This window comes from Pseudarthrobacter humi, from assembly GCF_024294965.1.
GTDB classification, from domain to species: Bacteria; Actinomycetota; Actinomycetes; order Actinomycetales; family Micrococcaceae; genus Arthrobacter; species Arthrobacter humi.
This window is the reverse complement of the sequence record NZ_JANCLV010000002.1, coordinates 135,741-159,621: the sequence shown is the minus strand read 5'-3', so window position 1 is coordinate 159,621 and position 23,881 is coordinate 135,741. Positions and strand designations below refer to the sequence as shown.

22 protein-coding genes and 3 tRNA genes are annotated in these 23,881 nt (G+C 64.5%); 17 read left to right on the top strand and 8 right to left on the bottom strand.

Annotated elements, in window-relative coordinates; genetic code table 11:
* The first annotated feature begins 74 nt into the window (after nucleotides 1-74).
* From dusB to NFC73_RS03775, 5 genes are all read left to right on the top strand, one after another.
* Entirely contained in the window at nucleotides 75-1,253 is a 1,179-nt protein-coding gene (gene dusB / locus NFC73_RS03795; protein WP_254747745.1) for a tRNA dihydrouridine synthase DusB, read from the top strand.
* The gene (locus tag NFC73_RS03790; RefSeq protein ID WP_372494567.1) at nucleotides 1,237-2,535 is read left to right on the top strand and encodes a deoxyguanosinetriphosphate triphosphohydrolase; all 1,299 of its coding nucleotides are present in this window, start codon (nucleotides 1,237-1,239) and stop codon (nucleotides 2,533-2,535) included. The genes dusB and NFC73_RS03790 overlap by 17 nt, the downstream gene beginning before the upstream one ends.
* Nucleotides 2,536-2,587: 52 nt before the next feature.
* Nucleotides 2,588-4,543, top strand: coding sequence for a DNA primase (gene dnaG, locus NFC73_RS03785; protein WP_254747743.1), 1,956 nt, complete (start codon nucleotides 2,588-2,590; stop codon nucleotides 4,541-4,543).
* Between the two features lie 67 nt (nucleotides 4,544-4,610).
* Nucleotides 4,611-4,683 (top strand) — tRNA-Asn (locus NFC73_RS03780).
* 125 nt (nucleotides 4,684-4,808) lie between these two features.
* Nucleotides 4,809-4,881 (top strand) — tRNA-Asn (locus NFC73_RS03775).
* Between the two features lie 53 nt (nucleotides 4,882-4,934).
* Here the strand turns inward: NFC73_RS03775 and NFC73_RS03770 are convergent.
* The 3 genes from NFC73_RS03770 to NFC73_RS03760 form a co-directional block, all read right to left on the bottom strand.
* Nucleotides 4,935-5,342, bottom strand: coding sequence for a hypothetical protein (locus NFC73_RS03770; RefSeq protein WP_254747742.1), 408 nt, complete (start codon nucleotides 5,340-5,342; stop codon nucleotides 4,935-4,937).
* Nucleotides 5,343-5,428: 86 nt separating this feature from the next.
* On the bottom strand, nucleotides 5,429-5,608 hold the full coding sequence (locus NFC73_RS03765) for a complement resistance protein TraT (protein ID WP_254747741.1): 180 nt from the start codon (nucleotides 5,606-5,608) through the stop codon (nucleotides 5,429-5,431).
* Nucleotides 5,609-5,634: 26 nt separating this feature from the next.
* Complete coding sequence (locus tag NFC73_RS03760) at nucleotides 5,635-6,858, bottom strand: multidrug effflux MFS transporter (RefSeq protein ID WP_254747740.1); 1,224 nt, start codon at nucleotides 6,856-6,858, stop codon at nucleotides 5,635-5,637.
* A 189-nt stretch (nucleotides 6,859-7,047) separates the two neighbouring features.
* Here NFC73_RS03760 and NFC73_RS03755 point away from each other — a divergent pair, with 189 nt between their 5' ends.
* The 5 genes from NFC73_RS03755 (at nucleotide 7,048) to NFC73_RS03735 (ending at nucleotide 11,041) form a co-directional block, all read left to right on the top strand.
* On the top strand, nucleotides 7,048-7,911 hold the full coding sequence (locus NFC73_RS03755) for a phage holin family protein (protein WP_254747739.1): 864 nt from the start codon (nucleotides 7,048-7,050) through the stop codon (nucleotides 7,909-7,911).
* A 59-nt stretch (nucleotides 7,912-7,970) separates the two neighbouring features.
* Nucleotides 7,971-8,594, top strand: coding sequence for a CDP-alcohol phosphatidyltransferase family protein (locus tag NFC73_RS03750; RefSeq protein WP_254748237.1), 624 nt, complete (start codon nucleotides 7,971-7,973; stop codon nucleotides 8,592-8,594).
* Nucleotides 8,594-9,502, top strand: a complete 909-nt coding sequence (locus NFC73_RS03745) for a DMT family transporter (RefSeq protein ID WP_254747737.1) — start codon at nucleotides 8,594-8,596, stop codon at nucleotides 9,500-9,502. The genes NFC73_RS03750 and NFC73_RS03745 overlap by 1 nt, the downstream gene beginning before the upstream one ends.
* Before the next feature lie 125 nt (nucleotides 9,503-9,627).
* A complete protein-coding gene (locus tag NFC73_RS03740) occupies nucleotides 9,628-10,824 on the top strand; it encodes a glycosyltransferase (protein ID WP_254747735.1) in 1,197 nt (398 codons plus the stop codon).
* 140 nt (nucleotides 10,825-10,964) lie between these two features.
* Nucleotides 10,965-11,041, top strand: a tRNA-Ile gene (locus tag NFC73_RS03735).
* Nucleotides 11,042-11,092: 51 nt separating this feature from the next.
* Here the strand turns inward: NFC73_RS03735 and NFC73_RS03730 are convergent.
* Complete coding sequence (locus NFC73_RS03730; RefSeq protein WP_254747733.1) at nucleotides 11,093-13,879, bottom strand: AAA domain-containing protein; 2,787 nt, start codon at nucleotides 13,877-13,879, stop codon at nucleotides 11,093-11,095.
* A gap of 222 nt (nucleotides 13,880-14,101) precedes the next feature.
* On the opposite strand from NFC73_RS03730, the gene NFC73_RS03725 reads away from it, so the two are divergent.
* A complete protein-coding gene (locus NFC73_RS03725; RefSeq protein WP_254747731.1) occupies nucleotides 14,102-15,292 on the top strand; it encodes an acyl-CoA dehydrogenase family protein in 1,191 nt (396 codons plus the stop codon).
* 68 nt (nucleotides 15,293-15,360) lie between these two features.
* Here the strand turns inward: NFC73_RS03725 and NFC73_RS03720 are convergent, their stop codons facing one another.
* A complete protein-coding gene (locus tag NFC73_RS03720) occupies nucleotides 15,361-15,858 on the bottom strand; it encodes a murein hydrolase activator EnvC family protein (RefSeq protein ID WP_254747729.1) in 498 nt (165 codons plus the stop codon).
* A 402-nt stretch (nucleotides 15,859-16,260) separates the two neighbouring features.
* Between NFC73_RS03720 and rpsB the strand changes: the two genes are divergently transcribed.
* The 6 genes from rpsB (at nucleotide 16,261) to NFC73_RS03690 (ending at nucleotide 21,277) form a co-directional block, all read left to right on the top strand.
* Nucleotides 16,261-17,163 carry a 30S ribosomal protein S2 gene (rpsB, locus tag NFC73_RS03715; protein WP_254747727.1) on the top strand — a complete coding sequence of 301 codons (903 nt, stop codon included), beginning with the start codon at nucleotides 16,261-16,263 and terminating at the stop codon, nucleotides 17,161-17,163.
* 129 nt (nucleotides 17,164-17,292) lie between these two features.
* Nucleotides 17,293-18,129, top strand: a complete 837-nt coding sequence (tsf, locus tag NFC73_RS03710; protein ID WP_254747725.1) for a translation elongation factor Ts — start codon at nucleotides 17,293-17,295, stop codon at nucleotides 18,127-18,129.
* A 127-nt stretch (nucleotides 18,130-18,256) separates the two neighbouring features.
* Nucleotides 18,257-18,994 (top strand): UMP kinase, encoded by a 738-nt coding sequence (pyrH, locus tag NFC73_RS03705; protein WP_056348271.1) that lies wholly within the window; start codon nucleotides 18,257-18,259, stop codon nucleotides 18,992-18,994.
* Nucleotides 18,995-19,119: 125 nt separating this feature from the next.
* Complete coding sequence (gene frr / locus NFC73_RS03700; RefSeq protein WP_056348274.1) at nucleotides 19,120-19,677, top strand: ribosome recycling factor; 558 nt, start codon at nucleotides 19,120-19,122, stop codon at nucleotides 19,675-19,677.
* A complete protein-coding gene (locus tag NFC73_RS03695; RefSeq protein ID WP_254747723.1) occupies nucleotides 19,677-20,600 on the top strand; it encodes a phosphatidate cytidylyltransferase in 924 nt (307 codons plus the stop codon). The genes frr and NFC73_RS03695 overlap by 1 nt, the downstream gene beginning before the upstream one ends.
* A gap of 92 nt (nucleotides 20,601-20,692) precedes the next feature.
* The gene (locus NFC73_RS03690) at nucleotides 20,693-21,277 is read left to right on the top strand and encodes a DivIVA domain-containing protein (protein WP_254747720.1); all 585 of its coding nucleotides are present in this window, start codon (nucleotides 20,693-20,695) and stop codon (nucleotides 21,275-21,277) included.
* Nucleotides 21,278-21,301: 24 nt separating this feature from the next.
* Here the strand turns inward: NFC73_RS03690 and NFC73_RS03685 are convergent, their stop codons facing one another.
* The 3 genes from NFC73_RS03685 to NFC73_RS03675 are packed head-to-tail and all read right to left on the bottom strand — an operon-like array spanning nucleotide 21,302 to nucleotide 23,845.
* A complete protein-coding gene (locus tag NFC73_RS03685) occupies nucleotides 21,302-22,768 on the bottom strand; it encodes a sodium/solute symporter (RefSeq protein WP_254747719.1) in 1,467 nt (488 codons plus the stop codon).
* A gap of 7 nt (nucleotides 22,769-22,775) precedes the next feature.
* Nucleotides 22,776-23,126 (bottom strand): hypothetical protein, encoded by a 351-nt coding sequence (locus NFC73_RS03680; protein WP_104063075.1) that lies wholly within the window; start codon nucleotides 23,124-23,126, stop codon nucleotides 22,776-22,778.
* Complete coding sequence (locus tag NFC73_RS03675) at nucleotides 23,123-23,845, bottom strand: LytR/AlgR family response regulator transcription factor (protein ID WP_254747718.1); 723 nt, start codon at nucleotides 23,843-23,845, stop codon at nucleotides 23,123-23,125. Before NFC73_RS03675 ends, NFC73_RS03680 begins: the two co-directional genes overlap by 4 nt.
* Nucleotides 23,846-23,881: the final 36 nt, after the last annotated feature.

Below are 23,881 nucleotides of genomic sequence, written 5' to 3'. Positions count from 1 at the left end.
CGGCAGCCGGACGGAGCCGGGGGACCCAAATAGGCCCGGCGAGCCGATTTGCCCGTCTTTGCGACAATGGACAAGTGACTGTTACCGCAACGCCTCCCGCCCCCAAGCTGGAACTCCCGCCCCTGAAGCTGGGCCCCATCACGGTGGACACCCCCGTGATCCTGGCTCCGATGGCGGGCATCACCAACTCCGCGTTTCGTCGCTTGTGCCGTGAATACGGCGGCGGCCTGTACGTGGCGGAGATGGTCACCTCGCGCGCCCTGGTGGAACGCACGCCCGAATCACTGCGCATCATCTCGCACGACGACGACGAAAAGGTCCGCTCCGTCCAGCTGTACGGCGTGGACCCCGTTACGGTGGGCCACGCAGTGCGCATGCTGGTCGAAGAGGACCGCGCGGACCATATCGACCTGAACTTCGGCTGCCCCGTTCCCAAGGTGACCCGGCGCGGCGGCGGGTCCGCGCTGCCCTGGAAGACCGATCTCTTCACGTCGATCGTCCAGACCGCGGTCAAGGAAGCGTCCAAGGGCAACGTCCCGCTCACCATCAAGATGCGCAAAGGCATCGACGATGACCACCTGACGTACCTCGACGCCGGCCGGATCGCCCGCGATGCCGGGGTGGCCGCCGTCGCGCTTCACGGCCGCACCGCGGCGCAGTTCTACTCCGGCCAGGCGGACTGGACCGCAATCGCCCGCCTGCGCGAAGCCCTGCCGGACATCCCTGTCCTGGGTAACGGCGATATCTGGTCAGCGGAGGACGCCGTCCGCATGGTCCGTGAAACCGGCGTGGACGGCGTGGTGGTGGGCCGCGGCTGCCAGGGACGCCCGTGGCTGTTCGGTGACCTCATGGCAGCCTTCGAAGGAAGCGACGTCCGCCACAAGCCGGACCTGCACCAGGTGGCCGAGAGCGTCTACCGGCATGCCGAGTTGATGGTGGAAACCTTCGGTGACGAGGGCAAGGCCCTGCGGGAGATCCGCAAGCACATGGCCTGGTACTTCAAGGGTTATGTGGTGGGCAGCGAACTGCGGACGAAGCTGGCCATGGTGACCAGCCTGGAGGTGCTGCGCGAGACCCTGGACCAGCTGGACCTTGACTCGCCGTACCCCGGCGTGGATGCCGAAGGCCCGCGCGGCCGCGCAGGCTCGCCCAAAAAGCCGGCGCTGCCCAAGGACTGGCTGGAATCCCGTGCGCTTAACGCCGCGCAGTCCCAGGACATCTCCGCCGCGGAGCTGGATGTTTCCGGTGGCTGAGACGCGCACCACGGCACAGGCGCTGCCCGGCTACGAGGCCCACGATTCCGCTCGCTGGGTGGAGGAACCGCCCAAAAACAACTACCGCTCCGATTTTGAGCGGGACCGCGCCCGGGTGCTGCACTCTTCCGCCCTGCGCCGCCTCGGCGCGAAAACCCAGGTAGTTGCCCCGGACACCGACGACTTCGTCCGCACCCGCCTGACGCACAGCCTCGAGGTTGCCCAGGTGGGACGGGAACTGGGCCGCGCCCTGGGCTGCGACCCGGACGTGGTGGACACCGCCTGCCTGAGCCATGACCTGGGGCACCCGCCGTTCGGCCACAACGGCGAGTCCGCCCTGAACGAGGTGGCACATGCCATCGGCGGTTTCGAAGGCAACGCCCAGACCCTCCGGCTCCTCACCCGGCTGGAGCCCAAGGTCCTGGCCACCGACGGCCGCCCGGCCGGCCTGAACCTCACGAGGGCCAGCCTGGACGCGGCCGCGAAATACCCGTGGTCGGCACTAAACGCGCCGGTCATCCACGGCCAGCGCACCAGCAAGTTCGGCGCCTATGAGGACGATCTGCCCATCTTCAACTGGATCAGGGAGGGCGCGCCGGAACGCCGCTCCTGCCTGGAGGCGCAGGTTATGGACCTGGCCGACGACATTTCGTATTCCGTGCACGACGTCGAGGACGCGATCGTGGCCGGGCACTTCCAGCTGCGCTGGATGGACAACCCGGACCACCGGGCCCGTGTGGTGGGCTACGCCAAGCAGTGGTATCTCCCGCACAACGACCCCGTCGCCATCGACGCCGCCCTGGCCCGGTTGGAAGCCACCGACGTGTGGGTCCGGGAGGCCGACGGCAGCCGCAAGTCCATGGCCGCCCTGAAGAACATGACCAGCCAGCTGATCGGCCGGTTCTGCCAGAGCGCCCTGGAGGCCACACGTGCCGTCTACGGCCCGGAAAACCTCACCCGGTACAGCGCTGAGCTGATGGTCCCGGACGAGACGGTCATGGAGATCGCGGTGATGAAGGGGCTGGCCACCACGTTTGTGATGACCACCGAACACCGCCAGCCCATCTACGAGCGCCAGCGCGAGGTGCTGCACGCGCTGGTCACCGCCCTGAGCGCCACGGGGGACCGCCACCTGGAGCCGATGTTCGCTGCCGACTGGCGGGACGCGCCCGACGACGGCGCACGGCTCAGGGTGGTCATCGACCAGGTGGCGTCGCTGACAGACGGCTCGGCGCTGGCTATGTATGAACGGCTCGTGGGGAGCCTTCCCTCGCTGTGGTGACAGACGCCATAGCGACGCGTTCGCTGTCGTGCCCCGGGACTAGGATGGCTCTGTGGCTGGCCTGATCAAACGTGAAGACATAGACGAAGTACGCCAGCGCACGGACATCAAGGAAGTGGTTGACGGCTACGTCACGCTCAAGGGTGCCGGGCTGGGGACCTACAAGGGCCTGTGCCCGTTCCACGACGAGCGGTCGCCGTCGTTCACCGTCCGCCCCCAGGTGGGCAGATACCACTGCTTCGGGTGCGGCGAAGACGGGGACGTCATCGCCTTTGTGCAGAAACAGGACCATACTTCATTCCACGAGGCAGTGGAAAAGCTGGCTGCCCGCATCGGGTACGAACTGCGCTACGAAGACGGCGGCACCGGCCCCAACCGTGAGGAAGTGGGCAAACGCCAGCGCCTCCTGGATGCCCATAAAATCGCCGATGAGTTCTTCCGCGCCCAGCTGCTGACGCCGGGGGCCGCCGAAGGCCGGAACTTCCTGCACGGCCGGGGCTTTGACCGGGCCGCCTCGGAGCAGTTCGGCGTGGGCTACGCGCCGCAGGGCTGGGATGCGCTGCTGAAGCACCTCCGCGGCCGTGGCTTCACGGACCAGGAGCTGAAGCTGACGGGCATGTTCTCCGAAGGCAACCGGGGGATCTACGATCGTTTCCGCGGCCGCCTCATCTGGCCCATCCGCGACATCGCCGGTGACACCATCGGCTTCGGTGCCCGCAAGCTGTATGAGGACGACCAGGGCCCCAAGTACCTCAACACCCCGGAAACCACGCTCTACAAGAAGTCCCAGGTGCTCTACGGGATCGACCTCGCCAAGCGCAGCATCGCCAAGGACCGCCAGCTCGTGGTGGTGGAGGGATACACCGACGTGATGGCCTGCCACCTGGCGGGAATTCCGACGGCGGTGGCCACCTGCGGGACCGCTTTCGGCACGGAGCACATCAAGATCGCCCGCCGCCTGCTGTCGGACGACGGCACCGGGGGAGAAGTCATCTTCACCTTTGACGGCGACGCCGCCGGGCAGAAAGCGGCCCTGCGGGCCTTTGAAGAGGACCAGCGGTTCACGGCCCAGACCTATGTGGCGGTGGAGCCCACGGGCGCCGACCCCTGCGACCTGCGCCAAAGCAGGGGCGACGCCGCCGTGCGGGACCTGATCGCCACCCGCCGGCCGCTGTTCGAGTTTGCCATCAAGGCCACGCTCAGGCGCCACAACCTGGACACCGTGGAGGGCCGGGTGGCCGCGTTGCGGGAATCGGCTCCGGTGGTAGCCCAGATCCGCGACGCAGCCATCAGGCCCGAGTACGCCCGGGAACTGGCCGGCTGGCTCGGCATCTCGGTTGAAGACGTCAGCCGGGCTGTGGGCGTCGCCATGAAGCGTGCCGCCCCGGGCGGGCCGGCTGCACCGGGGATGCCCGCCGGCGCCCCGGGTCAGGTGCCGTCCGCCCAGTCGGGGGCCGTGCAGTCGGGTTCCGCCCAGGCGGGCGGACCCGGCGTGGCTGCCGGCCCGACGTCGGGCGCTGTCCCTTCGTACCAGCGGCCGGACCCCCGGGACCCCGTGGCCTCCATGGAGCGGCAGGCGCTGGAAGTGGCGCTGCAGGAGTCCGCCCTCCTGGGCGGCGGCATCTGGGAGCGCTTCGCGGCCGCACGGTTCGTGACGCCGGCGTTCCAGGCTGTCCATGACGCCATGCGCGCCTCCGGTCCCGGATTGATCGGGGAGCCCCTGCGCTGGGTGGAGCAGGTGATGCACGAAGTCCCGGATCCCCTGCGGCCGCTGGTGTCCGAGCTTGCCGTGGTGCCGCTGCCCGCGAGCACCGCTGAAGCCGTCCAGAAGTACTGCAAAGATATTCTGTCCCGGCTGTTCGAGCTCCAGATCACGCGGGTCAAGGCGGACAAGATGGGCCAGCTGCAACGGCTGGATCCGGCGGCGAACCCGGCGGATTTCCAGCGGCTCAACAGGGAACTGATGATGCTCGAAATGGAACGCCGGGCACTGCGCTCGGACGCCTGAAACGCGCCGATTTCACTCCTGATTTCGCTTCCAGCCGGTGTCTTTGCTAGGCTGATACCCGCTTCATTCCTCCTTAGCTCAATTGGCAGAGCATTCGACTGTTAATCGAAGGGTTGCTGGTTCAAGTCCAGCAGGAGGAGCGCACAATCCCCGTTCCGGGTCTCCGGAACGGGGATTTTTTTATACCCGGGGAGGGTATTTCGTCGTGCGCAGCGGTCGATTTCACATTCCAGGGAAACCTTTGCTAATGTCGTACCTGCTTCATTCCTCCTTAGCTCAATTGGCAGAGCATTCGACTGTTAATCGAAGGGTTGCTGGTTCAAGTCCAGCAGGAGGAGCAAACAAACAAAAGATCCCCGTCCTCCTCTGTGAGGGCGGGGATTTTTTGCATTCACACAAAGTCCATTTCCACCTGCAGGAACCGCTCAGCCTCGGCTATGGCCGCCTGGAAGGCGTCCTGCTCGGTGGGGTACTTGCGCGGCTCGCGCGGATGCCACTCATGGGGTGCTGAGTACACGCGGACGAAGCCGGAGGCCGGTGGTGCGTAGAAGATCCCGAAGCGCTGCACGGGCCACTCGGGCGAGGTCTCCGGGGCCACCAGGAGGGCGGCGTTGAAGGCGGCGTTGAACCACTGCGCGATGGGCCGGCGCCGGTCGTCCGTGAAGAGCCCGGCGGCATAGAGGGCTGCGGACTGCTGGCCGGTTTGGGCGCACAGCCGGTCCCACCACATGGGCAAGATACCTGAGTCGCAACGTTGCCATGTGGCCGGGGGTGGCGAGTGGAACTGCCAGCTGGGCACGGATTTATTTTATCGTGGGAAAGCTACCGGGCGGCAGGGGTGGGCCCCTCCCCGGCGGACCGGGATTCGGCGCCACGTCCCAACAGCTAGGGACGGTTCCAGGGGCCCGGGTTGACCCGGTACAGCAGGGCAGCGCCTGCCAGCGTGCCGAGGATGATGCCGATGGCGCCACTGCCGAACACTCGCCCAAGGAAGTAACCGGCGACGGCGCCCAGCACCGCCCCAAGGAACAGTCCCCGGGGGTTGCGGTGCGGTTTGCGTTTCATGGGTTTCATCAATGCGTCGACTGGCTTCAGTGGATCGAGGGTACGGTGCGGGGCCTGACGACCAGCCAGAGGCCTGCTATCGCGACCAGTATGCACGCGGCCTGCACGGCGCCCATGGGGGTGGAGCTGGTGATGCCCAGCCAACCAGCCACCGGTGAAACCAGGCCGGCCATCAGGAAGGTCGCGGCGCCCAGGAGGGATGCAGCCGTCCCGGCCTGTGCGCCGTGGCTGCTGAGGGCCAGCACCTGCACGCAGGGGAATGTAAAGCCTGCGCCCATGATGTAGAACCAGAGCGGAACCATCACGCCCCAGAGTCCCAGGCCGGCCTGGTCAAAGACGACGATCAGCAGCGCCATAAGGAACATCCAGGCCGTGGAACAAGCAAGGATCCATTGCGGCGGGACAGTACGGATGAGCCTGGAGCTGGTCTGGACGCCGGCCACAATGCCCAGGGAATTGATGCCGAACAGCAGGCCGTATTCCTGCGGCGAGAACCCGAAGATGTCCTGGAACAGGAACGGCGACGCGGACAGGTAGGTGAAGAGGCCAGCGAAGTTCATGCCGCCCACCACCAGCAGGCCCACGAAGATCCGGTCCGTGAAAAGCACCTTGTAGCGCTGGCCGGCGGTCATACCGGTCAGGCCGCGCTTCTCGGGTGGCAGTGTTTCGCGGACCAAAACGAGCGCGGCGATGATCACCACGGTGCCGTAGCCGGCCAGGAACACGAAGATTCCCGGCCAGGGCATCACCAGGAGCAGCTGTGATCCGATCACGGGGGCCAGGATCGGTGCCAGCCCGTTCACCAGGGCCATGCGCGAGAACATCCGGACCATGGCATAGCCGGAGAACAGGTCCCGCACCATTGCCATCGCCACCACGCCGCCGCCCGCAGCACCCACGCCCATGAGGACGCGGAAGAGGCCCAGCGTGGAGATATCGGTGGACAGGGCTGCTCCCACGGATGCAGCGATGTGCAGGGCGGTGGCCAGGATCAGCGGGAGCCGCCGGCCGAACTTGTCGCTGAAGGGGCCCACCACCAGCTGGCCGAGGGCAAAGCCCACGGTGGTGCCGGCCAGGGTCAGCTGGACCTGGGCCTCGGTGACCCCAAGGCTCGCTTCCAGTGCCGGGAACGCAGGCAGGTACAGGTCTATCGTGAACGGACCCAACGCGGTGAGGGCGCCGAGGAGGAGGATGTACAACAGTTTCCGGCGGCGGGTCAGCGAATCGCCCGGATTCGAGGGAATGGTCACGGAGATCAATCCTAGGCCCGGAAGTTCCATCTTTCCGGGGTTGCAGGCGCGCCGTGCGGCCAACCCGGAAGTTTGTCCTGAACCTGAATGATAGTTTTGGGGGCGGGACCGTGCATCCGCGGGCTCCCACAGCACACGGATGCCGAACCGACCAGGCAGCAGACTACGCAACAAGTTAGGCGGGAACCGATGAGCGGACGTCACACCGGGCGCACCAGCCAGGGATTGCGGATCACCGCGCTGCCCAGGACGCTGAAACTTCTTTTCCGTCTGGCCCCTCGCCAACTCAACGATGAAATCGCCTTCGCCAAGATCGAGCTCAAGCGCAAGGGCATCCAGGTAGGTGTCGCCGCCGCCTTCTTCGCGGTTGCGCTTATTTTTGTGGCGTTCCTGGTGGTTGGCCTGATCGTGGCCGCCGTTATGGGCCTGGCCACCATCATGCCGGCGTGGCTCGCCGCGCTGCTTGTCTGCGCCCTGTTCCTGGTCATCGCCCTCATCGGCGGCCTGATCGGCGTCCGCAAATTCAAGCAGGCCATGCCCCTGGTCCCGGCCGAGACCATCCGCGGTATCAAACACGATCTCGGCATCGTCAAGGAAGGCTCGGACTTCAACGCCGCCTTGCTCGATCCTGCCAGCCCGGAGGCCAAGGCCGCCAAGGCTGCCAAGGCTGCCAAGGCCGAGGCTGCCGCGAAGGCCAAGGCCGAGAAGGAAGCCAAGGCCGAGGCGCACAAAATAGAGTTCCCGCAGGCGTCCGAGCCCGAGCTTCACCGCCGCCTGGAACAGCGCCGGCGCCACCTGGCCCAGGTCCGCGACGAACTGGATGCCGAGCTCGACGTCAAGCCGCAGGCCGTGTTCCTGCTGGGCGCTGCCAAGGAAAAACTGGGGGAGGGCAAGGCTGCCGTTGAACATGGCGCTGCCAAGGCCAGCCAAAAGTTGGCTGACTTTTCCGGATCCCAGGACGGCGCCGGCCTCCGCTGGAAGCCACTTGCCGCACTTGCAGCCTCCGCAACGATCTTTGTGGTGCTCCTGCGCAGGCTGCTGCGGAACCCCTAACAACACACCACGTGACACTGGGCACTGAAGTCACACTGGGCTCTAAGGAAGGGGACGGATTGAGGTTCATCGGCGCTGGTGCGCGGCCCGGCCGCCCCCAGGTTGACCACGACCGCGTCTTCACTATCCCCAACGCCCTGACAGTGCTGCGCTTTATGGGCGTACCACTTTTTGTCTGGCTCGTGCTGGCCCGGAAGGAATATGGGACCGCCGTTGTGGTCCTGCTGGTCATGGCGGGAACCGACTGGATTGATGGCTACGTGGCCCGCCGCTTCGACCAGGCGTCCAAGCTCGGCCGCGTCATGGATCCGCTGGCTGACCGGCTTGCCCTGATCGCGGTGGCGGTCACCCTGGTGATTGCCGGCGTCGTCCATTGGCTGTACCTGGCCGCCCTCCTGGTGCCTGACGCCGTGCTCCTGGTGCTGACGCTCTCCTACTTCCGGGGCCATCCGGACCTGCCGGTGAGCCGTGTGGGCAAAGTCCGCACCGGACTCCTGCTCCTGGGCACACCGCTGCTGGTCCTGTCGCGATTGGACACCCCGTTTGCCGGACCGCTGTATGTTGCAGCCTGGATCGTGCTGGGACTTGGGCTCACCGGCCACTGGATCGCCGCGTACAACTATTTCTGGGCCATTCTGCGGAAGGGCCGTCAGCAGTCCCATCACGACGGCGGCACCGCCTGATGGTATGGGTGGCGGTCCTGCTGGCGGTGCTTGGCGCATTCTGCCTTGCCCTGGGTGCGCAGAAGCAGGGGAGCGCCGTCAAAGCCGACACCGGCGGGCTGGCGCTGAGTTCAAACGGCTTCCTCCGCCTGCTCCGCAATCCGCGGTGGGTGCTGGGACTTCTCCTGCTGAGCCTCGGGATGGGAATGAACGCGGTGGCCCTGGTCTCCGCGCCGCTGACGGTGGTGCAGCCGATCGGCGCCATTGCGCTGGTCATTACCACCGTGGTGAACGCCCGCGACCAGGACATCACCATCAACCGGGCCACCATGGTGTCCATCGCGGCCTGCGTGAGCGGTTCCGCACTTTTTGTCCTGCTCGCCGTCAACGTGACGCAGGAGAACCACCATGTGAGCCAGGAGGACGAGCTCACCATCGTGCTGCTGCTGGCACTGGCCGTCGGCGTGTTCGGCACCCTGGCGGTCATGTTCCGGCACCGGATGAGCGCGTTTGTCTACATCCTCGGCGCCGGCGTCCTGTTCGGCTTTGTCGCGGTGCTGACGCGCATCATCGGCAAGCACCTGCTGGACCCCAACGGGCTGGCACTGCTCAATGTCCAGTGGTATTCGGTGGTGGCCATCGCGGCGGCCGGCGGCCTGGGTTCCTGGTTTGTGCAGAGCGCCTACTCGGGCGGTCCGCCGGACCTGGTCATCGCCGGGCTGACGGTCATCGACCCGATCGTGGGTATCGCCATCGGCATCGTGATCCTGGGCGAGCTGCGCCCGGACGTCCACGCCGTGATGGCGATTGCGATGGCTACGGCGGCTTCGCTTGCTATCGTGGGGGTGATCGCCCTTTCCAGGCACCATCCCGAGGTCACCAAGCGCAGGAAAGATGCGCGGAAGGCGGCGGGCAGGGCGTCCCACTAGCTTGTTACCCAACTCGCGCACTTTCATGACCAGTCGATTCCAAGAGGCCCCGCGCCACCGTGCCGGCGGCCCACCGGTGCGGCCAGCGACAGCTGCCCGTGCCGTGACCTTCAGGAGCTCTTCACGTGACAACGCCCTCTGACCAGCCTCCCCTGACCGTCCTGATCGCCGCGGATACGTATCCGCCCCACATCAACGGGGCCGCGCAGTTCAGCTACCGTCTGGCCAACGGCATGAGCGGACGCGGCCACAACGTGCATGTGCTGGCTTGCCGGGCGGACGACGGCGCGAGCTTCACAGAGTTCCGCTCGGAGGCCACCGTGCACCGGCTTCGTTCCCACGGGGTCTTCACCCACGAGTACTTCCGTATCTGCTTCCCCTGGGAAATCAAGAAGGAGATCGGCCTCCTTTTCGACCGGATCAAGCCCGATGTGGTGCACATCCAGAGCCACTACATGATCGGCGAGCACGTCCTCTACGAAGCGGCGAAGCGGGGCATCAGGATTGTGGCCACCAACCACTTCATGCCGGAAAACCTGAACCCGTTCCTGCCGTTCCCGCAGTGGTTCAAGGACATCATCGGCAAGATCTCCTGGAAGGACATGGGCAAGGTCATGGGCCAGGCCGACGTCGTCACCACGCCCACCCCCCTGGCCGCCAAGGCCATGCACCAGCACGCTTTCCTGCACAAGGTGCTGCCACTCTCCAACGGCATTGACTCCGCAGCCTATGAGCTGCAGCCTGGCGAAGTGATCGAACCGCACGAGCACCCAACAGTGGTGTTTGCGGGGCGCCTGGCCGAGGAAAAGCACGTGGACGTGCTCATCAATGCCGTGTCCAAGACGCCCGCGGAGCTCAACGTCCACCTGGAAATTGTGGGCGGTGGCGAAGTCCGTGCCGCTCTTGAAGCGCAGGCGGAACGGCTTGGACTCGGGGAGCGGGTGAAATTCCTGGGACTGGCCAGCGATGAGGACCTCCGTGAGGCCTACATCAAGGCGGATCTGTTCTGCATGCCGGGCACCGCCGAGCTTCAGTCCCTGGTGACCCTGGAGGCGATGTCGGCTTCCACGCCCGTCCTGTTGGCGGATGCCATGGCCCTCCCGCACCTGGTGCGCGACGGCGAGAACGGCTATCTGTTCACACCCAACGACAGCGACGACCTCGCAGCCAAGATCACGCGGATCCTCCAGCTGCCGGCCGAGGAACGGGCGGCAATGGGCCGGGCAAGCCGGCGGATGGTGGAACCGCACAGCATCGAGGGCACGCTGCAGACCTTTGAGGACCTCTACCGGGGTGCAAGTTACGACGACAAGGCCCTCTGACAGCGGTCTCACACGGGCCCGCTCCAGCCTGACCGGGGCGTGGCGTCCTGACTGCGTGGTCTTGATGCCCGCCACTGTTTGCTAGAGTGTTTTTGCCCTGCAGAAGCCGAAGTCCTCCGCGGACCTGGTTGGCAGGGCGGGGGGCTATAGCTCAGCTGGTTAGAGCGCGGGACTCATAATCCTAAGGTCCTCGGTTCAAGTCCGAGTAGCCCTACCATTTTGAATGCCCTCCGGATTGCGGGAACGCAGCCCGGAGGGCATCCCTGTCTCAGAACGATGTCTTGTCAAGAATGGCAGTCGTGAGCTTTTGGCGGATCACGTGTTCTTCCCCGTTCCCGGTGGTCGGTAGCCGCAGGAGCGAAATGCCGTGCACGAGGCAGATCGCGTCCTTGAGGTCGTCCCGGACTCTTTGCACAGGATCAGCCTCGTGGAAGGCAAAACCGTCAACTTCCACAGCAAGGACAGGCACATTGGTGATGCGGTTGTATATGACGAAGTCCACCGTGGCGCGGTTCCGCACGTAGGCCATCTGCCGGGGCGTGAGCCTGGACAGGTCCGGGAGCAGATTGCGCAAAACGACCTGCTGAGCCACGGCCAAATCCGTATAGTTTGCCTCAGCAAGAATTTCGAGGAGCAGCGTCCACACGATGTTTTCAGAAGCAAACTTGGACGTGTTCTGAATGCGGGCAGCCAAAGGCCTGAGCAGCGCTGAGTATTCCTTGTAGAGGAGATCGAATACGGAAAGGACTGCGCTGTCGAACACACCGTGCTCGGGATCCTGGTATTGGATGAACTGGACCAGATCGCGGAGGTGACGGCTGGCTGGCAGCATGTCGTAATTCGTGACCAGAACAAACCGTTTAACCGCCCGGGATACTGCCACGTTCACCAGCTGGGGGTTATCCACAAATTCAACCCCGAAACGTCCGCTTTTGGTTTCGTCCAGGACCGTGCTCATGATGATGACTTGCTTCTCCAGGCCCTGGAATTTGTGGACGGTATCAGCCTGGATGGTGTTGACGAGGGCTTCCGCCACTTTGTCCACTTGCAGACGGTACGGGGTGACCACACCTATGTCTTCAGGCCGCGTGTCAGAGCAGAATTCCTGGAGGACTTCCTGCGCAATGACGTCCGCTTCCCTCTGATTGGTGCGACCGCCCACATGCTGCCGCATGTGGTTTCCTTGGACAGTGCGTACCACTACGAGCGCCTTATTTGCCGGGTCGCTGATGGTGTAGGGGACGAGTTGGCCACCATAAAACTTCTTGTTGCAGAAGTCGATGATGGCGGGGTCGCAGCGGTAGTGCTCCCGGAGCATTGTGCGCGGGAGGCCGGTGCCGAAGCGCTCGATGACTGAGGACAGGATGCTGTGCCGCCCGTAGTCGTAACTGGGTGCAGGTGCTGGCCGGGCACGTTCTGCTGCATCCTCATTGGCAATGTGTGGGAGCTGCTGCAGGTCGCCCACCACGATGACGTTCCGTGCGCAGGCAAGCGCCACGCCCGCTACGAGCAGGTCCACCTGGGAGGCTTCGTCAATGATCAGGTAGTCCAGCAGGAAACCAGCCGGGATGCTTCGCAGTAGCGAGTGGCAGGTACTCAAAATCACCGGATAGTCGTTGGCAAAATTTTTGAAGTCCCGGCGATAGGTGTCCTCCGAATAACCTCTCGACCGGCCACCGGCATAGCGCTGGTGCAGGCTTGCGTCCAGCGCTTGCCGTGACAGGTTCCTCAATTCGTTTTCGAGACCGGGAGTATGGTTCTGATCGAGCTGTGCTTCCGCTTGCTCAATCTGCTCTTCCAATTCCGCAATTTTGCTGTCGTAGAAGGCAGCCTGGAGACGCAGGACTACATCGGTGCTGTTGGGATCGATGTGCTTTGTGGATCCATAGCGGAGTCGTCCCCTGAAGCGTCGAAAAAATCGCTTGAAGGGACTTTCATCGGCTGGAACTGACGCTGTCTCCGCGAGGAATTCGAGGATACGGCCCGACGGCCGCTGCAGGATCGTCAAGGCTGGCAGTGGCGGCAGATTATGGCTGTCGACGTGGTGGCGGAAGTGACGCCGCTCGAGTCTGTAGGCGGCCACCTCCTGCCGCCGAATCGCCAGCTCCCTGGTCAGCACCTGCAAGTGCTGGAGGCGCTCGTCGAGATCCGAAATCCGTCCGGCTGCCGGCATGGACACAGAGGAGCTGCCGGCGTGGCGTTGCGCCTCAACATTCTCGGCATGTTGTCCCGCGAAGAACTTACGTCTCACGTCGCTGCGCCCCAGGTCTGCAACGACATGGCCGAGCCCTTCCCGTGCAAGCTTGTCGCGGACGTTTTCCACCGCAGCATTGTTGGAAGACACAATGCCCACAGTCTTTCCCGGGGTGCGGATGATGTTGGCAACCAGGCTGAGTATTGTTGCCGTCTTACCAGTTCCGGGAGGCCCGTCGATGACAGAGAGACGGTGGGTGAGACCTTTTCTGAGGGCTTCGCGTTGGCTGAGGTTGGATGGGAACGGGAAGATCAATTCTTCGACGTCGGCGGACGTATCCACAGCCTCCCCGCGAAGATACAGATCGAGGACGCTCCCCGGGGGAACTGTCTTGAACTGTTGGTAGAGCGGGCCCAAGGGATCGGTCGTTTTCAGATGGGTAACGACGTCTTGCCAATAGTTGAGGACTTCATACGCTTCGGTGGGGAGCTCAGTGGCCTGGATGATGCTGAACTCATCCTGCCCACACGTTTGATAGCTCTCGCGTTCGCCAGCTCTTGAGAAAACCCGCCACCACGTCTGGCCAGGACCATCGAAGCGCCAGACTTCCGTCACTCCCTGCACGAACTGCCTTCGGATGCTGACGCGGTCCCTGTTCCCCAGTACGTGCCGTACCGGGTTGCTGAGAATCATTACTCTCTGGGCCGCGTACCTGTACTTCCTCGGTCCGTTGGCCGGCAGGAAAGTTACGTGGGTGAAGTCTGCGCCCGCAACGTATTCCAGGACTTCGGAGGTCTTGTCGTCAAAAGCTGAGCTATCGGGGCGCCGGATGAGGACCGCCTCGCGGCGCGGGTCAGTCATTTCAATTCCCCCAAGTACAAGACGCAACATCCTTGCACCCGACGTTATCGAAGTTCGCGGCACCGTTCGACTGCCGCGGCGTTTGCAACTCCAGTTTCCTTCCATCGCCGTTGCATACGGTAAGGGCGATGCGATAAGTTACTCACCAGTAACTTAATGGACTTCGGGGGATGTTCACGCCTTGGAGCCGTTCACCAGCATCGATCCCTAGCGAGGAAAACCATGTCCAAAGCTTCTGTTGACATCAACAACCTTCCGTACGCCGACGGCGACTTCTTCGCCTTCGAGCAGCTTCTCACCGCCAAGGAGCAGGACCGGCTCGCCGAGATCCGGGGCTTCCTCGCCCGAGAAGTCCGGCCGATTGCCGTGGACTGCTGGAACCGCGGCGAGTTCCCCATGGAGCTCATTCCCAAGCTGGCCGAAATCGACCTGGTGAGCCCCGTGCGGCGCCAGGGCTACTCCAACCTGTTTGCTGGCCTGGTCCATGCCGAGGCTACGCGCGCCGATACCTCCATCGCCACTTTCATGGGCGTGCACGACGGACTGTTTACCGGCTCCATCGAAGCCCTGGCTTCCCAGGAACAGCAGGACGCCTGGCTTCCGGATATCTATTCGCTGAAGAAGATCGGCGCGTTCGGGCTCACCGAACCGCTGGGAGGTTCCGACGTCGCCGGCGGCACGCGCACCACGGCACAGCGCGACGGCGACACCTGGATCCTCAATGGCGCCAAGCGCTGGATCGGCAACGCTACCTTCTCGGATTGGGTGGTCGTCTACGCCCGGGACCTCGCCGACAACCAGGTCAAGGGTTTCCTCGTGGATACAGCGCTGCCGGGCTTTAGCGCCACCAAGATTGAAAACAAGATCTCCCTTCGGACCGTCCAGAACGCGGACATCGTCCTGGAGAACGTGGTGGTTCCGGACTTCTTCAAGCTGGCGGGCGCCAACAGCTTCCGCGACACCAACAAGGTCCTGAAAGTCACTCGGCTGTCCGTCGGCTGGCAGGCAGTCGGCCAGCAGCTGGCAGCCTTTGACGTGGCCCGCCGCTATGCCGTGGAACGCCACCAGTTCGGCCGCCCGCTCGCGTCGTTCCAGCTCGTCCAAAGCCAGCTGGTCCAGATTCTGGGGAACGCCGTGAGCTCCATGGGCATGATGGTCCGGCTTTCCCAGTTGGAAGATGCCGGCCAGGCCAAGGATGAACAGTCCGCCCTGGCTAAGGCATTCACCACCGCCCGGATGCGCGAGAGCGTAGCGATCGGCCGCAGCCTCCTGGGTGGCAACGGCATCGTGACCGACTTCGAGATGGCAAAGATCTTTGCAGATGCCGAAGCCATCTACTCGTATGAGGGAACCCACGAGATCAACACGCTCGTGACCGGCCGCGCCATCACCGGGATCTCGGCGATCGTCTAGAGCCGTAAGCCGTAAGCCGTAAGCCGTAAGCCGTAAGCCGTAAGCCGTCAGCCGTCAGTCGTCGGCGGTCAGCCAGTGTCCAGCCCCAGGGGCAGCAGGATGGACGGGCGGAGGTCGGTGACGAATTCCAGCGGATTGATGTAGGCGTCCCCCTGCCTCAGGCCCCAGTGGACGCAGGCAAGAGCGCCGCAGTGCCCGGGTTGCTGCGTTCCGATGGTTTCGCCCTTCGCCACCACGGCCCCGGCCGTGAGCGGGCTTTCGACTGGCTCAAAACTGCTGCGGAGACCGCCCCCGTGATCGATGGTGATCACGGGGCGGTCCACCACTACTCCCACGAAACTGACGGTGCCGGATTCCGGCGAGGTGACCGGGACGCCGTCGTGCGTTGCCTCAAGGTCCACGCCGCGGTGCCCGCTCATCCATGGCTTGTCCGGCGGGTCAAAGGCGCGCAGCACCGCGGGCCTGGGGGAGAGCGGCCACTCCCAGGAACCGCGCGGTGCTGTATCCGCTGGAGCCGCCGCGGCCGGCAGTAAGAGCACTGCCGCGAGGGCAACAATTGCTTTCATAAACCCAGCTTTGCCTGCCGGATCCCGCAGCGGGAGTGCGCACTTCGGCCATGTGGAAAACGCCCGTCGAAGGCCTTCGGGTTGTTCTTCGGCTATTGGCTCCTGTTGTACACTTGACGGAGCAGTTTGCTGTGCCCTCAACGCTTGCGTCGGCACGCCTCATTCAGGAATGCGGGGGAGCAGCAACTGACTACGCGTATCCAGCCCTCCAAATCTGAAGCCCCGGCTTTGTATGAGGAGGATTGTGTCTCTTGCGGTCAGGGCCTCGCGGTCCTGATTAGAGTCGCAATGGATGCCAGGAGCACGGCCCGCCTTGGGCCACGCTAATCAACCGTCAACTATTGGCAGGGTAAGAGGGCCGCAAGGCTTTCTCATGAATGACCTGCCGGAAGGAGCGCCGGCATGCCCGTCGTAACTATGCGCCAGCTGCTTGACAGCGGCGTCCACTTTGGACACCAGACCCGCCGTTGGAACCCGAAGATGAAGCGATTCATCTTCACGGAGCGCAACGGCATTTACATCATTGACCTTCAGCAGTCGCTGTCCTACATCGACCGCGCCTACGAGTTCGTCAAGGCCACCGTTGCACACGGCGGCACCGTACTCTTCGTCGGCACCAAGAAGCAGGCCCAGGAATCCATCGCTGAGCAGGCTACCCGCGTTGGACAGCCTTACGTGAACCAGCGCTGGCTCGGCGGTATGCTGACCAACTTCCAGACCGTTTCCAAGCGCATCCAGCGCATGAAGGAACTGGAAGAGATCGACTTCGACGACGTCGCCGGTTCCGCGTACACCAAGAAGGAACTGCTGCTCCTTCGCCGTGAACTCACCAAGCTGCAAACCAACCTCGGCGGTATCCGCAACCTGACCAAGGCACCTTCCGTGCTCTGGATCGTGGACACCAAGAAGGAACACCTGGCCGTTGACGAAGCCAAGAAGCTGAACATCCCGGTTGTGGCCATCCTGGACACCAACTGCGATCCTGACGAAGTCGACTTCCCGATCCCGGGCAACGACGACGCCATCCGCTCCGTGAACCTGCTGACCCGCGTTGTCGCCGACGCCGTTGCTGAGGGCCTCATCGCCCGCCACAACCGCGCCACGGGCACCACGGAAGTTCCGGAAGAGCCGCTGGCTGAGTGGGAGCGCGAACTCCTCGAAGGCAGCAAGACTGAAGAAGCACCTGCCGCTGAGGCTGCTCCGGCTGCTGAAGAAGCTGCCGCTCCGGCAGTCGAAGAAGCTGCTCCGGTTGCCGAGGAAGCTCCGGCTGCTGCCGAGGCTCCCGCCGCCGACGCTGACAAGTAACACGAGTAAATCCGGATTCTCCGGCGCTGCCTGCAGCGCCGGAGCACCTGACAGGATGGCGGCTCACCCGGTGAGTCGCTGTCCTGTCGGTCCGTACACCACATACATTTTCTAGACAGAGGGGTTCACATGGCGAACTACACTGCCGCTGATATCAAGGCTCTGCGCGAGCGCACCGGCGCCGGCATGATGGATGTCAAGAAGGCTCTTGACGAAGCCAACGGTGACGCCGAAAAGGCTATCGAGATCATCCGCATCAAGGGCCTCAAGGGCGCTACCAAGCGCGAAGGCCGCTCAACCGCCGAAGGCCTGGTGGCCGCAAAGGTCAGCAACGGCGTCGGCGTGATGATCGAGGTCAACTGCGAGACCGACTTCGTCGCCAAGGCTGACAAGTTCATCCAGCTGGCCGACAAGGTCCTGGCCGTGGCTGTGGAGTCCGGCGCTGCCGACCTCGACACCCTCCTGGCCATCGAAGTTGATGGCAAGCCGCTGTCCGAGGTTGTCGTCGAAGAAGGCGCAATCCTCGGCGAAAAGGTTGTTGTCCGCAAGCTGTCCCGCATTGAGGGCGGCACTGTTGACGCTTACCTGCACAAGACGTCCAAGGATCTCCCGGCCCAGGTCGGCGTCCTGTTCGCTGTTGACGGTGAAGGCGAAGCCGCTGCCACCGCCGCACACGACATTGCAGTGCACATCGCAGCGATGTCCCCGAACTACCTGACCCGCGACGACGTTCCGTCCGACCTGGTCGAGTCCGAGCGTCGCATCGCCGAAGAGACCGCCAAGGCTGAAGGCAAGCCCGAGGCCGCAATGTCCAAGATTGTGGAAGGCCGCGTTACGGGCTTCTACAAGGGTGAGGTCCTGGTTGACCAGGCTTTCGCTAAGGACGCCAAGAAGTCTGTGGCGCAGGTCCTCGAAGAGGCCGGCGTCAAGGGTACGTCCTTCGCACGTTTCCGCGTCGGCTCCTAGTCGAATCCGCAAAGGGGTGGCCACTTCGGTGGCCGCCCCTTTTGCATGCAACGGCTAAACGTCCGATGAGACCTTTGGCCATCCGGCACGATAACCTTTTTCAGAGTTCACCAACGGGAAGGCACCCATGGAAGCCGTCAATTCTTCAAGCCAGCCAGAGAAAAGCAGGCGCCGCGTCCTCCTGAAGTTGTCGGGCGAGGTCTTCGGCGGCGGCAAGCTGGGCGTTGATCCCGACACCGTGCGCGACGTCGCCAAGCAGATCGCCGCAGCGGTCCCCGAAGTGGAAGTTGCCATCGTCGTCGGCGGCGGCAACTTCTTCCGCGGCGCGGAACTGTCCCAGAGCGGCATGGACCGCTCGCGCGCCGACTATATGGGCATGCTCGGCACCGTCATGAACTGCCTGGCGCTGCAGGACTTCCTGGAGCAGGCCGGCGTTGAAACCCGCGTCCAGAGCGCCATCACCATGGGCCAGGTCGCCGAGGCGTACATTCCCCGCCGGGCCATCCGCCACATGGAAAAGGGCCGCGTGGTCATCTTCGGCGCCGGTGCCGGCCTGCCGTACTTCTCCACGGACACAGTGGCCGCCCAGCGCGCCCTGGAGGTCCACGCGGACGTCGTCCTGATGGCCAAGAGCGGCGTGGACGCCGTCTACACCGCGGATCCCAAGAAGGACCCCACTGCCGAGAAGCTGGACACTCTGAGCTACGACGACGCCCTGCGCCGCGACATCAGGGTCATGGACCAGACCGCAATGACCATGTGCAAGGACAACAACCTGTCCATGGTGGTTTTCGGGATGGAAGGCGAAGGGAACGTCACCCGCGCGATCCTGGGCGAAAAGCTCGGTACCCTGGTGACCCCGTAGCTGCGGCTAGGATGATCTGAGCACGGTTCCATGCCCGCAACAGGGCAACAATGGAGCCAGGAACCATGAACCAAGATTGTGCAGGAAACCGGTACCCGGACTGCACTGATTTCTGAGGAGAGACAGTGATCGAAGAAACCTTGCTCGAAGCCGAAGAGAAGATGGACAAGGCGGTAGAGGTAGCCAAGGAAGACTTCGCCTCGATCCGCACAGGACGGGCAAACCCGGGCCTTTACAACAAGGTCCTGGTGGACTACTACGGTTCGCCCACCCCGCTGCAGCAGCTTGCCTCCTTTGCCATTCCGGACGCGCGCACCATCCTCATCACGCCGTTCGATAAGACCGCACTGCGCGACATCGAGCGGGCCTTGAGCGATTCCGAGGTGGGTGCCAACCCCTCCAACGACGGCAACGTCATCAGGATCACCATCCCGGACCTGACCCAGGAACGCCGCAAGGAATACGTCAAGATCGTCAAGACCAAGGGCGAGGACGCGAAGATCTCCATCCGCAACATCCGGCGCAAGGCCAAGGAAACGCTGGACAAGCTCGTCAAAGACGGCGAAGCCGGCGAGGACGAAGGCAGCCGCGCCGAAAAGGAACTGGATGGCCTGACCAAATCGCACGTGGACGGCATCGACGAGCTGCTCAAGCGCAAGGAAGCAGAGCTGCTCGAAGTCTGATGAGCCAGGCAGAGCAGGCCCCCACCCAACGGGCGCGCACCAGGGGGAAACAGTTGCGGAGCAATCCGACGCCCAAGGCCGGCCGGAATCTTCCGGCAGCCATTGTGGTGGGCCTGGCCATGCTGATCGGTGTGCTGGGCGGCCTGGTTTTCCTCCCGCTCGGATTCGTGGCTGTCACCACCGGGTTCGCGGTTTTCGGAGTCTGGGAGATCTTCCGTGCCCTGGAGGCGAACGGGACCAGGATGCCCATCGTCCCGGTCATGGTGGGTACAGTGGCCATGCCGTTCGCCGCCTATCTCGGCGGTCTTGAGAGCCTGCTTTTCGCCATGCTCCTGAGCTGCGTGGCAGTCCTCCTCTGGCGTTCAGTGGAGAACCCCGCCGGATCAGCGAACAGCATCTTTGCCGGCGTGTTCACGCTGGGCTGGGTCCCGTTCTTCATCAGTTTCGCCACATTGCCGCTGCACGCCGTCGGCGTCGCCACCCCGGTAGGCCTCTGGCCTGGCGGAACCGTGCCGCCCGGGGCCTGGCAGGTGGCCGTGATGCTGCTGCTGGTGGTCTCGAACGACACCTTCGGGTACCTCGTGGGCGCATCGCTGGGCAAACACCCCATGGCCCCGAAGATCAGCCCCAAGAAATCATGGGAAGGCTTCGCCGGTTCCATTGCCGGGGCCATGCTCATCGGCGTTCTTGCCAGCATTTTCCTGCTGGGCAAGCCCTGGTGGGTGGGTGTGATCCTCGCCGTGGGCGTCGTTGCAGCATCCACCGCAGGGGACCTGGCGGAGTCGATGGTCAAACGTGAACTCGGGATCAAGGACATGAGCAGCATCCTGCCCGGACATGGGGGCGTCATGGACCGCCTGGACTCCATCGTCTTCGCCTGTCCCGTGGCCTTCGTGCTGTTCGCACTGGTTGCGGGCGTCTGACGCGACCGTCTCGGACCATCTTCGCCGGACCGCCGGCAGCGCCAATAGACTGGTGCGTAACCTGACCCAGCTGAAGCAACAAAGGATCAACAGTGGCATTGGACTTTCAACGGAAAATCCCCGCGTCGTTTGAGCGCGTGCGGGGCAACGAATTCGGGTACAACGCCAAACAGGTGGACCAGTTCCTCCAGCGGGCCAGGGTGGCACTGGAGACGCCGAACGCCGCCATCCACGCCGTCACCAGCGCCGATGTCCGAAGCGTCTCCTTTGACCCGGTCAAGGGAGGCTATGCTGCCGCCGTCGTCGACGCAGCGCTGGACCGGCTCGAAGACGCCTTCGCCCGCCGCGAACGGGACGAACTGATCGCCGCCAGGGGCGAGGATGCCTGGCTGCGGGAGATCGGCAGCCTCTCCGGGATCCTCCGGGGCCGCCTCCACCGGCCTGACGGTGAGCGCTTCCGGCGCCCGTCAAAAAAGAAGGCCCGCAGTTACAACATCCTGGACGTGGACAATCTTTGCTACGACCTGATCGGCTACCTCGAGAAGGACAAGCCCCTCAGCGTGGACAATGTCCGCAGGGTGGTCTTCCGTCCCGCCGTGGGCAAGGACGGTTACGAAGAGACCCAGGTTGATGCCTTCCTGGACCGCGTGGTTGAGCTCATGGCGGCCATCGACTGACTGCCCCTTAGCTGGTCACGGGACTCAGCGTTCGGTCACCAACGGCCGTTCGGGAGTGTGCAGCCGGGTCATGACGCGGCTCATGGTCCGCGGAATCCGGTGTTTTGTCCCCCGGGAGACAATCACCATCACGGCGAAGGCGGCGGGAACCGTCCACGCCGCCGGCTGGGCCAGCCAGAAGGGCGTGCCGGCAGCGCCCAGGACCGTTCCCCACACCATGGCGCCGCCGCAGAGGACGCCGCCGGTCACCATTCCGGCAATGGCGCCGGCATCGGTGAGTCCCCGCCACCAGATGCCCAGCAGGAGCACCGGGCACACAGTGGAGGCGGTAAACGCGAACACCAGGCCCACACTGCCGGCCAGAGCCAGGGAATCAGTCATGACGGCAAATCCCAGCGGAACCACAGCGGAGACGACGGCGGCGAGCCGGAATCCCCGCACGCTGCCGCCCAGGACGTCCTGGCTGATCACGCCAGCCAGCGAGACCACCAGGCCCGAGGTAGTGGACAGGAACGCGGCGAAGGCCCCGGCCACCACCAGCGCTGAGAGCAGGTCGCCCGCGGTTCCACCGAGCAGCTGCCCCGGCAGCAGGAGAACCACCGCGTCCGCCTGCCCTGACCGGGCAAGTTCGGGCGCGAACATCCGCCCCACCAGCCCGTAGGCGGTGGGAAACAGGTAAAAAACGGAGAGCAGCCCGAGCACGATCAGCGTGGTCCGCCGTGCCGAGTGTCCGTCCGGATTCGTGTAGAAGCGGACCAGGACGTGGGGGAGCCCCAGAGTGCCGAACAGCAGCGCCACCAGCAGCGAGATGTTCTGGTACGGCCCGGCGGGGGCCAGTCCGGTGGGATTCACGACGGCGGGGGCCACGGCGGCGCTCCCGTCACCGGCGAGCGTGAACACTATGAACAGGACGGGCACGGCAAGGGCGGTGAGCTTCAGCCAGAACTGGAAGGCCTGCACAAAGGTAATGGAGCGCATGCCGCCGGCCACGACAGTCAGGCACACTACGACCACCACGGCCACGGAGCCTACCCAGGCCGGCAGCCCGGTGGTGATCCGGATGGTCAAGGCCGCGCCGTGGAGCTGAGGCACAATGTACAGCCAGCCCACCACAACCACCACCACGCTGGTCACACGGCGGACCGCGCGCGAATCCAGCCTCGCTTCGGTGAAGTCCGGGATCGTGTAGGCGCCGGACCGGCGCAGCGGCGCAGCCACAAACAGCAGCAGCATCAGGTAGCCGGCGGTGTAGCCCACGGGAAACCACAACGCGTCGGTACCGGACAGCAGGATCAGCCCGGCCACGCCCAGGAAGCTCGCCGCCGAGAGGTACTCCCCGCCGATGGCCGAGGCGTTCCACCATGGCTTGACGGTCCGGGAAGCCACGTAGAAATCGCCGGTGGTCCGGGAAATCCGCAGGCCGTAAAACCCGATAGCGGCTGTTGCCAGCGAAACCGACACGAGAGCGATCACACCCACTGCGGGATTCATGAGGTGGTCACTCGTCACCGGCCAGGTCCCGGTAGCGGGCTTCGTTCCGGGCGGCGGTCCGGATATAGAGCCAGGCGCTGAGGCCGATGACGGGATAAATGCCTGCGCCGAGCAGGATCCAGTCGAACGGGATCCCCGCGATCCGGGTCTCGGCGAGGCCCGGTAGGGCGGCCAGCAGCAACGGGAACGCGCACAGGATGAGCATAAAGCCGATGGCCACCACCAGGGCCAGCCGCAGCTGGGAACGGATCAGGGAGCGGACGAAGACCTGCCCCACCTCGGATTCCTCCGCCGCCTCGCGCGACTCCCGGGCCGGCCGGGGTGCCGAGCGCGGAGCGGTGACACGGACCCGCGTCATGCCTGCGGCCGGATGCGGGTGGCTTCCAGTTTTTCCCTGACCGTGGGAAGGTGGCGGCGGCTGATGGGCAGGCCGGCTCCCGCGACCGAGACGCTGGGTTTGTCCGCCGTCAGCTTCATGGACTGCACATGCTTCAGCGCCACGAGGTAGGACCGGTGCGTCCGGATAAACCCGGCCCCGGCCCACTGCTGCTCCAGGTCTGCCAGCGGAACCCGGATGAGATAGCTGGCATCCGCGGTGTGCAGCCGGGCGTAGTCGCCCTGCGCCTGGACGTACGTGACGTCGTCGCGCCTGATCATCCTGGTGGTGCCGCCCTGGTCAACGGTGATCATCTCGGGGGCGGGGCCGCCGCCGTCGCGCAGCAGCTCGCTGATCCGTCCCACCGTCCGGGACAGCCGTTCGGCCCGGACGGGCTTCAGGAGGTAATCCACGGCGGCAAGCTCGAACGCCTCCAGGGCGCAGTCCTCGTCCGCCGTGACGAACACCACCACCGGCGGTTTGCTGCTGCGCGCGATGGCGCGGGCGACATCAAGGCCGGACACGGCGGGCATGTGAATATCCAGGAAGACGGCGTCAACCGTTGCGGTGTTCAGGGCCCGCAGCGCTTCGGTGCCCGAAATGGCCCGGTGGATGACCCCGATCCGGTCATCCTTGCCCAGGAGGTAGGCCAACTCCTCCACGGCGGGTAACTCGTCGTCGGCGACGAGGACATTAATCATGGTCCTACATTAGCCGCCGCAGGCGGCTGGAATCAG